Here is a 14,316-nt window from a genome sequence, read left to right as displayed (position 1 = left end):
CCGGACCGCTGGCCTGATGCGGAAACCTCGTGGATACCATAGTGCAAATCGGTTGATCTTGTAATGCTTGAAAGCAGCGGGCGGCTCCGATGCTGACTTTTCGTTGAGCGAAAAGTTGCTCGAAGGGCAGATGCGGCGGATGTGCCGTATCGGGTCTGTGCTGCTGTGGCCAGTGCTCTTTCTGCTGGAGTTGGGCGGAATCGGCGTTTACGGTGGTAGTGCTCCCAGGGGGATCGTGCGGAGCGGAGGTCGAGGGGTATGGCTGTGTCGGCGAAGGACATCGCCCGCCAGGTGGCGGAGGAGGACAAGCGGCGAGCGCGGCTGCGCACGACCGCAATCCGGGATGTCGTGAGGGCCGCTGAGGCTGCCGAGGAGGTGGAGCGCGGCAGTGACGAGCGGATCGCGGCACTGCGGAAGCGGCACCGTGAGCGGGTCGCCGTGCTGCGTGAGCAGCTCGGGACGGACGTCGAGGCGGAGCGGGCGAAGAAGCAGACGGCCCGCGTTGGTCTGGCGCAGACGGTCGTGGCGGCGCTGGAGGTGTTCGGTGAGGTCGAGCTGGCGCGCTATACCGGGATGTCGGATCAGATGGTCGCGTCGCTGGTGCGCTTGGCGCGCTCGGCCTCGACCGGGGATGAGGCGGATGAACCGGAACAGGACACCGAGGGCGTGGCCGGTGTGGGCGAGGATGTCGCCGGTGCCAGTGTCGATGCTGAACCGGACGTGGTGAGCGGTTCCGGTGAGTACGTGTCGGGCGGTGTGGTGCCGCCGGACGGTGATGCTGACGGGAGTGCTCGTGCGGTAGGTGGGGGGCACCGCTTGGATGCGGGAGGTGTGGGGGCTGGTGGGGGTGAGTACCCGCCGCAGGCGGGTTCGATGTCGCCGTGAGGCGGTCGGGGGTGGGTGGGTGGGGCCAGCTCTTGGCGGGGTGGTCGGCTCGATGCCGGCCACCCCGCTTACTTGCTGGGTGCCGGCGGACGGGGTCGGCCTGTCCGCCGGCGGCGTTCGGTGTTAGGCGGCCACCGGTTCGGCCTGCTGCTGGGCGGTCTGCTGCTCCAGCCGCCGGCAGTCCAGGCACAGACCTTGCCGGACCTGCCGCATGTCTCCGCACGTCCCACACGAACCATCGTCCACCGTGGGCACGCTTTCCGGCTCCGGCTCCGGCTGGGGCTCCGGTTCGGGCTGGGATTCCTGTTCCTGGTTGTGCTGGGGCTGGGGTTCGGGGATGTCTTCGGGGGCGGTGGCGGCGTCGGCGCAGGTGCGGGAGCAGTAGCGCGGGTCATGCGGCGTGGTGCGCTCGTCGTGCTCGTTGGGCACGTCGTAGGGGTTGGGTGCGCTGTGGAGGTTGGCGTCACAGTGGGCGCAGCGGGGAACGCCTTCGACCACCGTGACGGGGGCGTGCCGCTGCTGGTAGTCCTGCGCCCACTGCTCGATGGTGGCGGCGGTGAGGCGGCGGTGTTGCCGCATGGCGCGTCGCCACTCGGCGCGCACGGCGGGCAATCCGCTGTGGGTGACGTGGTAGTCGCACCGGGCGTGGATGGCGTCGGCGTAGCTGTGGCCGGTGGGCAGCTCGGGGATGCCGGGGCGGTTGAGCGAGCGGCACTCGCTGCACAGCCCGTCGTCACCGTGACCGGCCTTGACGCGGTCGGTGTAAACGTCGATGACGGCGCGTTCCCCGGCGCACCATACGCACGGGCGGGTGCGCAGATCGGCAACGGCGGCCCGGTCGTAGTCCAGTTCGTAGGCGATCGGCCGTTCCGCGCGGGCGGGGGCGTCGTCCACCCCGGCGCGGTTCTCGACGTACTCGGTCACGGTGCGCGGTTCGTTCTGGGCGTGGGCGCGGCGGCGCTGCTCGGGCACGGTACGGCGGGCGCTGTGCTCGTAGCGGGAATTGCTGTTGCGGGGGGCCTGGTAGTTGCCGCGACCGTAGCGGGGCGCGTCGGCGGTGTCGGGGCGGTAGAGGCCAGGGTCCTGGTCGGGGACACAGGCAGCGATAACGGCGCGGTCCTCGGCGCTGGTGGTGCGCTGCCAAGCGTTGCGCAGCTTCGCCACGGCGATGCTGTAGGGGTAGCTGCTCAGCGTGGTAGCGCACTTGTCCATCAGGGCTAGCGTCTGCGGGTCAACGGTGTTGACCACGGTGCGGACGCGACGCTTGGCGGTGGTCAGATCACCGGACCTGACCAGGGACGCAATGTCGGCAAGGGCCGTGGGAACGGAAACGCGCTGCGACATGAATAACCTCGAAATTGGGAGCTGTACGTTCGCCGGGTTTGGTCTTCCCGGTGTTTCTTGCAGTTTTAATCCTAGTCGCGATTCTTGCAATTCGCAAGACGAGGGGTGGTCCGTTTGCGCTTGTTGTCGAAGTGTTACCTTGCATTCCGTGCTTCTGACCTGCGGTTTTGACTCCTCGGGACGTGAGGTGCGTGCATTGTTGACATGTTCGGAGTGGTGGCTAACCCTTTTTCTCCCGTCCCCCTCGCGTAGTGCCGGTTTCGTGTCGCGTAGACCGGGTCAAGGTGGGCCCCGGAATAATTGTTCGGAGCTTGCGGAGAAGAATTATTTCGGGTGCCTTGATGCGGTCGGAGCGGCATGACAGCCTCAGGGCACGAGGGGGGCGTTGGTGAGGCGCGGCTCCGGAGACGATGTTCGCTTGGTCGCGTACGCAGCCAGGGGTGCGGCAAAAGCCAGGTCAGGCCCGCTTCGGGGTGGGTTGGTGCCCTACGACACCAGGGCTGTGGTGGTGATCCGTTGAGTCGCTACACTGGAGCGCGCATCGGGATAGGGTCCTTGGGAGCCTGTACGGTCCTGGTGCGTTGTGTCCCCGCATTTTTGGTCGAGCCACTACCTGCGGTGGTGGTAAGCCTTCGGGCTTGTGCGGGTGACATCGGGCGTGCCTGGCTTCGGCCAGGCACGCCCTTGCCCGTCTCTTCCGAAGTTCTCCGGCTCTGCACCTGCCCGTCACGGCCTGCCCGTGAGCGGTACGCCTGCCCATGGCAGCCGTTGTAGCACCGGTTCCCGTGTTCACCGATGCGCCCTCGGGGGCGGCGCCCAGGGCACGGTGGTCTACTCGCCGGCGTCGACTCCGTCGGTCCTGCCTATCGTCTGCACCAAGTCGGCTACGGCTTGGAGCGCTGTGCGCTGCAACCAGTCCAGGAACCTCTCCGGCAGCCCGGTGCTGGTGTCCCTGGTCTCGTCGCGGCCCAGGAGCAGGCATGCCCCGGAGATGCGCGGCCTGCCCGCGGCGAGCAACCGTCGGATGAAGACCCGGTCGTTGTCGGTGGCGGTGTAGGCACCGGAGGCGATGTCGGCGAGCAGGACGTCGAGCAGGATGTTCACGGTCAGGTTGGGTGGGTGGTTCTCCAGGCTGCGGTCCCCGACCCAGAAGTCGATGCCGCGCGCGACGTGGACGCGGTCGGCGAAGGGATCGCCGACTAGGCCGATCGGCAGCAGGGCAAGTTCGTCCGGATCGTCGGGCAGGGCGAGGAAGTGGACCTGGTCGTCGTGGCAGAACATGCCGAGCCGGGAGCGCGGCCAAGGCTTCGACGTGGAGCCGGCGCCGTCCGGGTCGGTCCCTTCGACGGCTGGGCCGTGCATGAAGCTGGCGGCGAGCAGCTGCTGGATCTCGGTTGTCAACTCGGAGTTGTCCATGACGTGATGTCTCTTCGGTGCCGTTGGAAGTTGCCTGTGGTCGGCCGGGTACGGGCTCCGGGCCGCCGCAGCGTCGAGGCGCGCTTGTGAGAGGTGCTCCTCCGGCTCGAACGGCTGTGTCGAGCCGGACTGAGGTCGATGTCGAGGCAAGGGGATGGGCGTGTCCGACGTCGGGCTGGTGGTGTCTACGTGGCGTCCAGGCCGCAGCCGGGGCAGAGCAGGAAGACGCCCGTGTCGAGGGCCGACGTGTCGGAGTCGACCGGGCGGCCGTGACGGTCGAACCAGATGCCGCTCGGCGACTTCCAGGTGCAGAGCTCGGGGCGCTCGGCGGGCCACGTGCGGTCGGGCACCTGTATGACCGGCCGGCCTGGGTGGACGTACTCGCGGGAGAGGCAGTGGAAGTCCACGGACCGGTCGCTCAACACGACCGCGGTCTCGTGCGCTGGTGTGGCAGGAGCGGGGGAACTGGACATGAGGCTGTGCCTTCCGGGGTGGTGTGAGCTGCGGGTGTTATTGGTTCGTGGGGCGGTCCCAGACGTGGACGGTGTGGCCGGTCTTAAGGGGTTTGTCCTGCGGGCCTCGGACCTGAGGGTTGATCCAGACGAGGCGGCCGGGGTGCGGTGAGCGGATCAGGTCGAGCGAGAAGCGACCCTCCTTGACCATCGTGGTGTGGAAGGCCAGCGCTTCCACCTGGGCGAAGACCTCGCGCAGGTAGAGCCGCACGGCCGGGAGGTCGCGGGGTGTGGGCGGGCTATAGCTGCTGTCCCAGATGCCGGTGTCGGGGTTGATAGGGCATGGCGGTATGGCTCCTGGAAGGCAAGGAGGTGGCTGAAGGACTGAGGCGGAGTTGCCTATGGCGCGAACCCCACGTGCCCCGGCGGAAGTCGGGGCACGTGGGGTGGAGGTGTTGGGAAGGGCTATGGGCGGGTCGCCGTTGCGCCTGTCGTGTTAGAAGTCGGCTTCCGCGCCTGCCACTGTCGAGTGGTCACGTCGGCGAGTCGCTTGCTCTGGTGTGGGAAGAAATCGGCCAACGGCTCGCGGTGCCTAGGGGGTCGGCATCGTCATGACCGACCGGGTAGGTGGTGCTTGGTCGACCGAGGCGCAGTGGCGACGTGTCGGGGGTCAGTGCCGCGTGTTGGGTGACTGCGGGTCGGTTTCCGGCACGGGGCGTTGGTCGTGGTGCAGTGGTGTGGTGCCGTGCCGTCGCTCATTGAGCTGCCGGGGTTCGGTGATGCGGCGCCAGCCGATGCGCTGGCAGGCGTAGAAACGCCCGTCGACCGCGACGACGTCGCCGATGGACAGCGACCGGTTGCCGCGGCGGCGGTAGCGGACGGCGCGTGGGTCGGGTCGGCCGAACTCGGGGTCGTCGCCGACGTTGCACAGCTCGAAGGCGGCCTCGACCAGGTCGACGTCGTGGCTGCGGGCGCTCGGCGGCTCGGTGTAGGCGAGGACTTCGGTGACCGGCTGCTCCTGGTAGCCCACCAGTAGTGCACGGTCGTTGAGGTTGTGGAAGACCCGGATGCGTACGGGGCGGCGTGCCCAGCGCAACAGCGTGTGCCTGTACCGGTCGAAGGCCGTGGTGAGGTGGTGTCGGATCGCTCGGATGTCCATGGTGTCGTGCCCTCGTGTGGGTCGGGGTGGCCCGCGGTTGCGGGGTGCGTCCGCCGGAACAGGACCAGTGGGTGGAGGCGGCGTTGTGTGCCGCCTCCACCCACTGGTCCTGTACGGTGCGGCGCACCGCAACCGCGGGCATACCCGGCCGCGAGTACGCAGCCCCACCTCACAGTCGGGTTGGAGGTGGGAGAGGTCCTTCCACCTGGGGGCGTTGGTCAGCGCAGGTCGGCCAGGCTGCGTGGTCGGGCCATGCCCCAGGCCAGCCCGTCGCTGATGGTGGTCTCGGCTTCGTGGACGCTCCAGCCTTCGACCCCGTTGTGCTGGGCTGCGGCGGTGTGCAGGACAGCGCGAACTTGGTGCTCGTCGAGGTCGCCACCGCCCACCCACTGGCCGAGCTTGTTCGCCGCGCGCAGCAGGGTCCGGTGCCGCTGTCCATGGGCGGCGTTGCGCACCGCGTCGGCCTCTCTGGTGACGATGGCGTCGAGGTAGGCGTCCGGATGGCGCGGAGCGAAGCTCGTCGACCGCGACGGTGTCGGAGGCTGGGGTGGTAGTAGCAGCGGGATGAGCCACTGTGGTAGTGCGGCGATCGGCGCGCGGTTCATCGGCCGGTAGAGGCCACGGGCGCTCACCGATCCGGCGGCGACGATGTAGCCGCCCGCGCCGCGGGAGTCGATCCGCCACCCGAGGCGGCCGATGGTGTTGCGTAGTTCCGGCTCGGCGGGTGCCCGGAAGTACAGGTGCATCCCGCCGGAGGGGGTCCTCACCGTGAAAGTCCGGTTCGGGTAGGGCTGTCCGGCTGCTGCGGCGAGGCGGGTCAGGACGTCGCGGCCGTGCCGGGCGCCTGCCCACTGCGGTGGTGGCGGGTGGCCGTGGGCGTCGTCGAGGTCGAGCACGTACAGGCCGCTGGGGCCGCAGGCGATGCCGACGTTGAACGGCCGTGCGCTCCAGATGTCGCGTATCCGCTCGGGCTCGCGGGTGGCGCAGGATTCCCATCCCTTGTCGCGGGCGATCTTGGTGCGCGGCTGCAGCGGGATGACGTAGTGGCCTTCGCGGGCTGCGTCGAGCGCGACGCGCATCAGGCGCGGGACGGGGTGCGCGCGGGTACTCGGGGAGCGGGATGTGGTTTCGATGCGCAAGCCGGTCCTGTCCTTTCTGTCGGGATGCCGGGCGCCGGCGGTGCTGCGGGTTCGTCGTCTGCGGAGGGGCGGCCGGTCACGGGGGTGGCCGAGGGTGATGCCTCGGGGCGTGGTGGGTGGCTTCGCGGCCTTCTGGCCCGTCGGGGTGCGCGGCGTGTCCTGCGCTGCTGTCCGTGCTGCCGTCCGCGCTGTTCTCTGGATCGGTGTGCTCGAGGCATGGCGAGGCGGTCACCTGCGTGCGTGGACTCCGCTGGCGGGGCGTGCCTGCGCGGCGACGGACGTAGCCCTGTCGTCGCGCAGGCACGCTGCTGCCGGTGCGAACACCGCAGGTAGGGGGCACTCGGACTGGTTCGACACCATCTGCTCGGCCTGCTCGCTCGGTGCACGAGGGAGAGCAACGCGTCCGGGTGAATCATCAGCCCCACGGTGGTGCGCAGCAGCCCGGAGAGCCTGTGGTCGGGGAGGCGGTCTGGGCGCGGTCGAGTGCCGGGGAGGCGAGGACGCCGTTGCGGCGCGGATGGGCCGGTATTGCCGGCAACACGGCAGGCTCCATGCGCTGGGGAGCTGCGCACTGTCGGGTCGGTTCGATCCACAGTCGCTCGGCGGCCTGGGCGTGGTCCCCGGCGGTGGTGGAGATGCACGCGTCGCGCACGGTGTAGTCCGACAAGGCCACCGCCAGGGCTCGGCGACGCCTCCGATGGCGGCTGATCGTGGACGACGCGGGATTGCTGAGGAAGGGCACCGGATCAGCCGGAGTGGGGCGTCGGTGCTCCGGGACGGCCGGGCGGATCGAGAACTGCCCAATCGGGGTGTTCCGGTCTGTGCTTCGCCGCGTGGGCGGGTGTTGATCGACCGGGAGTGGTACCTGCCAAGGGCTGGACGGGAGGTCGGAAACGGTGCCGGGCGGTGGGGATCGGTGACGAGGTCGGGTTCGCGATCAAGCAGATGTTCGCCCGGCGGATGATCGAGCGGGCTGTGGAGGCGGGGGTACCGTTCGGGTGGGTGACCGCGGATGAGTTCTACGGCAACGACACGATGTTCCGCCTGTGGCTGGAAGGTCTGGACATCCCGCACGCGGTCGCCGTGCAGAAGAACGCGATGGCGGTGTCGTGCGGGTTGCTCGAGGTTCGTGTCCACCGCTTGGTCGCCGAGCTGCCCGAGACGGCGTGGGAACGGCTCGCGGCCGGTGCGGGCGCGAAGGGGCCGCGGTCGCCATCCGCCCGCTGCGCGGACCGGGGGGTCACTGGCTGTTGGCCCGACGGAGCATCTCCGACCCGTCCGACATCGCCTACTACATCTGCTTCGGCCCGGCCGACCGGCCGACACCACATTGCGGCGCTTGGTGGAGATCGCGGGGGCGCGATGGGCGGTCGAGGAGTGCTTCCAGACCGCGAAGAACGAGACCGGGCTGGACCACTCCAGGTTCGCGGCTACCAGGCCGGGTACCGGCACGTCACACTGTCCATGACCGCCCTGGCCTTCCTGGTGATCACTCGCGAGATCACCAAAAGAGGGATCTTCACCCCGGCGCTGGCCACTCGCTGATGCCGTTGTCCGTCAATGAGAATGACCGATCACGGAACCGTCTCGCAGACCGCCTCGCCCACAGCGTCGACCACGTCCTGCACTGGTCGACCTGACGGTGAACAAGTCAAGCCCGCGCCCGGATCAGCCATCACAGAAGACGTGGACATCACGAGCTGTCGTTGTCGTAGTAAGCACCCTGTCCACCGTTCGGGGTGAACCTCAGAGTGGCGGTGTACGCAGATCCAGCAGGGGTGGAGCTGGCCGCGTCGCGTCCGTACCGCGAGGAGACAACAGTCCCAGAGCTCGCGCACGCAGAACTGTCTCGAGGCGGTCGGTCGTGCCCAGTTTCCGGTAGACGTGCTGGAGGTGCTTGTGGACGGTGCGGGGCGAGATGCCGAGCCGCCGGGCCATAGCGGCGGCGGTGAGGCTGTCGGCGAGCAGCGCGATGATCGTGACCTCGCGCGGTGTGAGGCCGAGTTGCACGACCGTGTCCACGTGTCCGGCGTCCTCGTCGGACGCCTCGGTGAGGAACTGCTTGTGCCAGTGCTCCAGGTGCTGGAGGTGGCGGTCCAGTGCGATCAGCAGTCGCTGGAGTCCGCCCATGTAACCGCAGTGTCGTTCCGGGAGCGACCGCTCGGACAGCGTGACCGTCACGCCGCGATGGCTGCCGGCGGGAGCCATCAGCGGTATCGACACGCACGATTGCGCTCCGACGGTGTCCCTGACCAGTGCGTAACTTACGGTGCGCTGCCAGGTAGGCAGGTCGGCGATCTCGTCGGTGGTGTGGGGTACGAGGTCGCCCGTGGTGAGATAGTGCTGGATCAGGGGGTCGTCGGGCACGCACGTGTCGAGCATGGGAGCGAGCTGGCCTAACCGCTGGGGGACCACCGCGTGGACGACCGACGTCCCCGTCGTCGGCGCAATCTCGGACACCAGCGCGCCTGTGCCGTTCAATTGCTCGTTGAGGGTGACGAGCACCGCGGGCCACGGTCGTGCCGGTTCCAGGTCCTGGAGAATACCGACCACCAGTTCGAGTAGCCGTTCGTAATCGCGCGCCCGGTTCATGTCGCGCCCCCTTGCCGTACGTACTTGTACGCATACTCCCATGTCCCTCACGGTGCCACAATCGGAGGTCATCCAGGGGTGGAATTCGCTGCGGTGCCAGGTGGTCGATCCGAAGGGGGCACGGTGGTAGACGGCGGAGTGGTGGCGGGGTACCTCACCGTGCTCCTCGGCGGCGCGACCAGGCGTTTCGTCGACAACCGGCTCGATGGCGGCCTGAAGAGGCTTTACGATCACGTGGTACGGCGGCTCGGCGGTGGGGCCGTGCGCGATCTTCGAAACGATCCGGAAGATGTGGGCGCGCAAGACCGGCTGGCCAGGGCCGTGGAGAACATAGCCGCGGTGGACCGCAGCTTCGCGGGAGAGATCGCGAGGATCGTCGACCAGTTGGATCGGGCGGGCGGCCGGAGTTTCGTGAATCAGGTGCAAGCACAGGTCAACATGCAGAATTTCGGCGGCGACCAGGCCATCCAGGGTGGAATCATCAACAAGACATGGTCACGTTCCGTCGAGCGTCCGGCCAACTATTCCGGTGCTCCTGCCTGGGTGAAGGTGGTGACCGTGCTCGGTGCCGTGTTGGCGCTTGGCGGCATGGCGCTGCTCGCGGTGGACGTCGTCTCCGCGATCTCCTCCGGGCAGGACGAGTTCGGCCGCCCGCAGTTTCCCGGCCTGGGGGATTTGAAACGGGGGGCGATCCTGTTCGTCTGCGGTCTGGTTCTCAGCCTTGCCGGGTCGCTCGGGCGGTCGATGTCGGGACGGGGGTGGTGAGGGCTCGACATGGGGAGCGTGTATCGGCGTCTGGGCGGCACGATGAAGTGGCGCGCCAGTGCAACCTGTGTGCTGGCTGCATCGCGCATCGGCAGGTAGCCGGGCAAGCGCGGTCGTTCGGACCGTCGAGCGGTTCTTGGGTCGCACAGGCCTTCTCCCACCGCCCGCCCCAACCTGCTCGGTACGCCGGATCAGGCAACAGGGGGTCGACTCGGCCCCCCGGGGCGTCGGTGAGGTCAGGGGGGACGTACTCGCAGGTGGGGCCGTGGAAGCGGACGGACTGTTCGTCCAGCATGACGACCTCGCTGCTGCTGGGTCGGCATGTCTGCAACATGGCGAGGCGGTCACCCGCGTGCGTGGACTCCGCCGGCGCGGCGCACCTGCGCGGCGACGGACGTCGCCCTGTCGTCGCGCAGGCACGCCGCCGCCGGTGCGAACACCGCCGGTAAGGGTCACTCGGACTGGTCGGACACCATCCGCTCGGCCTGCTCGGTCGCCTGGCGGACGAGGGGAAGCAACGCGTCGGAGTGGATCGACCTGTCCAGGGCAGTGCGCAGCAGTCCGGAGAGCCTGTGGCCGGGGAAGGCGGTCTGGGCGCGGTCGAGCGCCAGGGAGGCGAGGACGCCGTTGCCGCGCAGGTAGGCCGACATCGCCAGCAACGCGGCCGGCTCCGCGCGATGGGGAGCGGGGCACTGCCGGGTCAGCTCGGTCCACAGCTGCTCGGCGGCCCGGGCGTGGTCACCGGCGGAGGTGGAGATGCACGCGTCGCGCACCATGTAGTCCGACAAGGCCACAGCCAGAGCGGCGATGTCGGGATCGGAGAGCGCCTCCGATCGTTCGACGGTCCGTGCCACCTGATCGAGCACCAGGCGGTAGGACGCGCCTGCCGGTCGCTCGGGGAGTTGTTCGATGAGGGCCGCTCGGCGGGCCAGGGCGTCCTGGGGGTCGGGACGCAGCAGGGCGGCGAGGTCCTCGCGGCTGTCGAAGGCGTGCAGGCCCTGCACCGCGGCCGTCACGGCCAGCACCGAACTGTTCGGGTCGGAGACGACACCGGTGTGACAGGGATCGTCGTAGTCGTGCCACCGCGCCCCGGCGGTGATCGCCGCAGTCCAGAACATCTCCGAGGGCACGCCGTGCTCGGCCAGTACGGTGCGGATCTGTGTGACCAACTCCTTGCGTGGCAGGGTGTCGCCGGTGGGCGTGCCGTCGCCGACGACGATTCCGGCGACTGCGGCGCCGGGGTAGCGCGCCACCATCGCGGTCAGCTGCTCGATCGGATGCTGGGATTGCGCGTTGACGGGCAGCTTCGAGCACATCGTCACCTGGATCGTGGCGTCGACGACAACGTTGATTACCACGGCATCGGTCGGGTAGTAGCCCATCAGGTGCGGCACGGCGGCGATCAGGTCGCCGGGGTCGTGCAGCCGGGGCCGCGAGGGCTCATCGAAGGGGGAGAAGGGCGGCGTCGGGTCGGTCGTCATGACTGTGCTCCTTGCAGATGTCGTGGAACGCGGTCCGACTGCGGAGGTCGGCTTTCCGCGATCGGGTGGTGGTCGGCGGGACCGGGAGGCGGCAGGGCCTGCCTGGCGCGGGCGTGCCGGGTGCTGCGCTCGATGCACGGGCCGGTCTGTTCGGCGAGCACGGCGTCGACGCCTGCCGGCCCGGGCATGCCCGGGCGTCGCAGGGCGCCTTGGGGAGCCGTCGGGGCGCTGGAGGGTGCCCGCGGGCAGGTGGTTCGCGCGTATTGGGCTGTGGACCTCGGGCTGTGGACGGCGAAGGACACCGCTTCGTCGGTGCTGTCGAAGCGTGCGTCCCGGCGGGGATGGCGTCTTGTCGCCGCAGAGATCGGCCGGGGAAACCCAGGTCTCGTTTTCCAGGGAGTACTTTTCGCTCAACAGGAAGTCGGCACCGGACCGTCGAGCGTGACCACGTCAAACCAAGATCAACAACTGTGCACTATGGTATCCGCGGGGTTTCCGCACCGGACCGGCACGGCGCACGCGGACGTCGCGCCCCTCACGCCAGGGGCCGCCGGTCGCGTGACGACGTCGCCGAGCCGGGTGTTCTTTCCGGGCGTCGCGGGCGTCGGCCGGCCGCCTGACGAGGTCGACCCGGTATGCGGGTCGGTATCGGAGGTCGTCATTCGGTGCCGGTCGAGGCTCCGGGGGCGGGCGTCGGCGTCGGATTCTGCGGCCAGGGCGACCAGGAGTCGTCGCTGGTCGTGACCACCACCTCCCGGGCGCGTCGCTGGAAGTCGGCCTGGCTGATGCAGCCGACGGTGGCTTCGAGCGAGAGCAGGTAGTGCTCGGCCTCGGCGTGCCTGTTGGCCGCGACCACCTCGGGCACCGTGCGAATAGAGCTGTCGAACGGTTCGGGCAGCTGCTCGCCGTAGGCGAGGTGGGCTGCTCGTCTGACCGCAGCGAGACGCCGGTGCAGGTCCCGCACGCAGTGCGCAGGGCCGTCGGGGATGAGCGTGAAGGACGTCCGGCTCACACCGGTCAGGGCGATCCGGTCCTGCTCGTCGGCGAGCTCGTACCGGAGGCCGTCGACGGTCCGGCTGACGGAGGCGATCCGGTATCGACCCCAGTGCTCGTCGAGGGATCCGTGGTAGTTCACCGTACGGCCCACCTCGGCCTGAGGTGACGAGGTCGTCGTGGAGCTGTGCGGTGTCGGCATCGGGCATCTCCTGTGTTGTGTTTCGGGCACGCAAGCGCTGAGTGGAGGTCGCCCTGCCCCGGACTATTGGGTCCCCGGGGCTCTCGTGGACAGGGCGGCTTCCGGCGGCCCGGGATGGGTGGGTCGTGCGGTCGAACCGAGTCCAGTGCCGGGAGTAGCGACGGATCCGACGCGCACCTGGTGGATCGGAAGCGGGATCCAGGTCGGCTTCCCGAGTCGGCTTCCCGAGCGGTGCGCCGGCAGGTGATCGGCGTGGTCGGCCTGCACCCGCCGGGGACGGGCCCGCGTGACAGGTCCGTCCCCGGCACGAGGCCCACCCGGTCGCTGTCGGATGGGCCCCGTGCCGGGGACGCGATAGATGTCCAGGGGCTGGGTGCCCCTTACCGGACCAGGGTCATCGCGCGCAGGGCGAGGTCGTCGAGGGCGTCGGCCCGGGTGGGGTCGGCCACGGTCTGGCTGTAGCTGGTGATCGCGTGGGCGATGCCCGCCGCGGTGGGCTGGCCTCCGGCGATGAAGTGCCGCAGCACACCCTCGCGTTCGGCCTCGGTGAACCCCAGTTCGCGGCCCAGCACCCGGACGGTGGACTGCGGCTCGGTGACCGGCGTCCCGGCCTGCTGCTCGAGCTGCTCGACCTGCCTGGCCAGGAACCGGGGCGAGAGCCACTCGCGGACGTGGTCGCGAGCCTGGGCGGCGATGACGTCGAGCTGCTTTTTCACGGTGTCCTGCGACCAGCCGACCGTGCCGCCCTCCATCTTCTGCCCGAGGTGGACCCTGCGGTAGGCCAGGGCGGGCAACGTCAGGCCGTTGCGGCAGATCCGCACGTAGAGTTCCGGCTTGAGCATCACCGACCCGGAGCCGATCTCGCTGTTGGAAAAGCGGAATCCGGCGAAGACCACCGGCTCGCCGCCCGGCTCGTAGCCCAGGCCCTCGGCGGCGGCCGCGCGGCGCCCGGCGTCGAGGTCGGTGGTGATGCGCTGCCGCTCGGCCTCCAGTTCACGGTTGGCGAAGGGGTTGCGGTAGCCGGCGAGCAGGGTCGGTGCCAGCCGCGCGACGGCGGGGGAGTAGACCTTGCAGTGCATGGAGGAGTCGGTCAGGTCGCAGGAGCGGATCTCGACCTCGACATCGGCCTGGCGGATGCCGTCGAGCACGGCGGTGAGCAGGTCGAGGTTGTCGACCATGCCGAACCGGTCCGACAGCAGCGCGCGCAGCACCCCCGGCTCGCCGTCCTGCCCGCGGAACAACCGCAGCAGGAACGACCGGGAGTCGGCCGGGTAGACCACGGTGGTCGTGCCGCCGGCGGTGCGCCGGGACTTGCCGTGCAGCAGGCCGTTGACGTTGGCGTCGAACAGGTCGGGCCGTTCGACGCGCAGTCGGCGCAGGTACTTGACGCTGATGTCGAGCTTGGTGGCGATCGTGGTGTCGGCGGCTGCCGTGGGCACGTACAGGCCGTCGACGACGGTCACGCCGTGGTCGTCGACGACCGGCTCGATCCCGGCCAGCTCGATCGCGCCGTCCCGGGCGCGCAGCGTGGTGGCCGGGGCCACCACGTCGAGCTTGGCGGCGTTCTGGGTGCGCAACATCTCCAGCATGTGCTCGAAGGTCGCGTTGCGGACTGTGGTGGTCAGGGACATGTGAACTCCGTTCCGCAAGCCGCGCGCAGTGGCGCGTGATCCTTGCTCGGTTGATCGACGGCATCGGCGTGGTCGGTCACCGCTGTCCGGTGTGGTGACGTCATCTCCGGCATCGGTGGGGCGTGCTCGGGCGGCTCCGGGCCGGGCGGGGGCAAGCCGTGCTGTCCGGGCCTGACCCCGCCCCGCTGCCGGTGCACCGTGCGAGCGCTCCACCGGACGATGCGGTACCGCCGTGTTGCTCGGGCGCGGACCGCCGG

At 69.4% G+C, this 14,316-nt stretch carries 13 protein-coding genes and 1 pseudogene; 3 read left to right on the top strand and 11 right to left on the bottom strand.

What is annotated here, in order from left to right; genetic code table 11:
• Nucleotides 1-264: 264 nt before the first annotated feature.
• A complete protein-coding gene (locus EKG83_RS27020; RefSeq protein WP_153278453.1) occupies nt 265-885 on the top strand; it encodes a hypothetical protein in 621 nt (206 codons plus the stop codon).
• Nucleotides 886-1,008: 123 nt separating this feature from the next.
• On the opposite strand, the gene EKG83_RS27015 is transcribed toward EKG83_RS27020, so the two are convergent.
• The 7 genes from EKG83_RS27015 to EKG83_RS49790 all read right to left on the bottom strand — a co-directional run bounded on the left by EKG83_RS27015 (nt 1,009) and on the right by EKG83_RS49790 (nt 7,137).
• Nucleotides 1,009-2,229, bottom strand: coding sequence for a hypothetical protein (locus tag EKG83_RS27015; protein WP_153278452.1), 1,221 nt, complete (start codon nt 2,227-2,229; stop codon nt 1,009-1,011).
• Between the two features lie 831 nt (nt 2,230-3,060).
• Nucleotides 3,061-3,645 (bottom strand): hypothetical protein, encoded by a 585-nt coding sequence (locus EKG83_RS27010; protein ID WP_033435671.1) that lies wholly within the window; start codon nt 3,643-3,645, stop codon nt 3,061-3,063.
• Between the two features lie 185 nt (nt 3,646-3,830).
• Nucleotides 3,831-4,067: a hypothetical protein gene (locus EKG83_RS27005; protein ID WP_153278451.1), complete on the bottom strand. Its 237-nt coding sequence runs from the start codon at nt 4,065-4,067 to the stop codon at nt 3,831-3,833.
• A gap of 88 nt (nt 4,068-4,155) precedes the next feature.
• Nucleotides 4,156-4,368 (bottom strand): hypothetical protein, encoded by a 213-nt coding sequence (locus EKG83_RS27000; RefSeq protein WP_033435673.1) that lies wholly within the window; start codon nt 4,366-4,368, stop codon nt 4,156-4,158.
• A gap of 399 nt (nt 4,369-4,767) precedes the next feature.
• Nucleotides 4,768-5,256 carry a hypothetical protein gene (locus EKG83_RS26995; protein ID WP_033435674.1) on the bottom strand — a complete coding sequence of 163 codons (489 nt, stop codon included), beginning with the start codon at nt 5,254-5,256 and terminating at the stop codon, nt 4,768-4,770.
• Nucleotides 5,257-5,474: 218 nt separating this feature from the next.
• Nucleotides 5,475-6,395 (bottom strand): bifunctional DNA primase/polymerase, encoded by a 921-nt coding sequence (locus EKG83_RS26990; RefSeq protein WP_228122222.1) that lies wholly within the window; start codon nt 6,393-6,395, stop codon nt 5,475-5,477.
• A 415-nt stretch (nt 6,396-6,810) separates the two neighbouring features.
• Complete coding sequence (locus EKG83_RS49790) at nt 6,811-7,137, bottom strand: DUF4192 family protein (RefSeq protein WP_211269327.1); 327 nt, start codon at nt 7,135-7,137, stop codon at nt 6,811-6,813.
• On the opposite strand from EKG83_RS49790, the pseudogene EKG83_RS26975 reads away from it, so the two are divergent.
• Nucleotides 7,100-7,940 (top strand): annotated as a pseudogene (locus tag EKG83_RS26975) (IS701 family transposase); the annotation flags it as partial. The gene EKG83_RS49790 and the pseudogene EKG83_RS26975 overlap by 38 nt on opposite strands.
• A 201-nt stretch (nt 7,941-8,141) precedes the next feature.
• On the opposite strand, the gene EKG83_RS26970 reads toward EKG83_RS26975, so the two are convergent.
• A complete protein-coding gene (locus EKG83_RS26970; protein ID WP_211269328.1) occupies nt 8,142-8,987 on the bottom strand; it encodes a helix-turn-helix transcriptional regulator in 846 nt (281 codons plus the stop codon).
• Nucleotides 8,988-9,065: 78 nt separating this feature from the next.
• Between EKG83_RS26970 and EKG83_RS26965 the strand changes: the two genes are divergently transcribed.
• Nucleotides 9,066-9,752, top strand: a complete 687-nt coding sequence (locus EKG83_RS26965; protein ID WP_153278449.1) for a hypothetical protein — start codon at nt 9,066-9,068, stop codon at nt 9,750-9,752.
• Nucleotides 9,753-10,204: 452 nt separating this feature from the next.
• Here the strand turns inward: EKG83_RS26965 and EKG83_RS26960 are convergent, their stop codons facing one another.
• The 3 genes from EKG83_RS26960 to EKG83_RS26950 form a co-directional block, all read right to left on the bottom strand.
• Entirely contained in the window at nt 10,205-11,233 is a 1,029-nt protein-coding gene (locus EKG83_RS26960) for a DUF4192 domain-containing protein (RefSeq protein WP_051767022.1), read from the bottom strand.
• Nucleotides 11,234-11,891: 658 nt separating this feature from the next.
• On the bottom strand, nt 11,892-12,368 hold the full coding sequence (locus EKG83_RS26955) for a hypothetical protein (protein ID WP_033435677.1): 477 nt from the start codon (nt 12,366-12,368) through the stop codon (nt 11,892-11,894).
• A gap of 440 nt (nt 12,369-12,808) precedes the next feature.
• Nucleotides 12,809-14,059, bottom strand: a complete 1,251-nt coding sequence (locus tag EKG83_RS26950) for a hypothetical protein (RefSeq protein WP_033435678.1) — start codon at nt 14,057-14,059, stop codon at nt 12,809-12,811.
• Nucleotides 14,060-14,316 lie beyond the last annotated feature (257 nt).

The sequence above is a fragment of the Saccharothrix syringae genome (assembly GCF_009498035.1).
GTDB classification, from domain to species: Bacteria; Actinomycetota; Actinomycetes; order Mycobacteriales; family Pseudonocardiaceae; genus Actinosynnema; species Actinosynnema syringae.
This window is presented reverse-complemented; position numbering and strand designations above follow the sequence as displayed.

Bases quoted from the DNA above. Each gene is read 5' to 3' on its own strand.
- EKG83_RS26960 (WP_051767022.1), bottom strand. From the start codon at position 11,233: ATGACGACCGACCCGACGCCGCCCTTCTCCCCCTTCGATGAGCCCTCG.
- EKG83_RS27010 (WP_033435671.1), bottom strand. From the start codon at position 3,645: ATGGACAACTCCGAGTTGACAACCGAGATCCAGCAGCTGCTCGCCGCC.
- EKG83_RS26995 (WP_033435674.1), bottom strand. From the start codon at position 5,256: ATGGACATCCGAGCGATCCGACACCACCTCACCACGGCCTTCGACCGG.
- EKG83_RS26950 (WP_033435678.1), bottom strand. From the start codon at position 14,059: ATGTCCCTGACCACCACAGTCCGCAACGCGACCTTCGAGCACATGCTG.
- EKG83_RS27015 (WP_153278452.1), bottom strand. From the start codon at position 2,229: ATGTCGCAGCGCGTTTCCGTTCCCACGGCCCTTGCCGACATTGCGTCC.
- EKG83_RS26970 (WP_211269328.1), bottom strand. From the start codon at position 8,987: ATGAACCGGGCGCGCGATTACGAACGGCTACTCGAACTGGTGGTCGGT.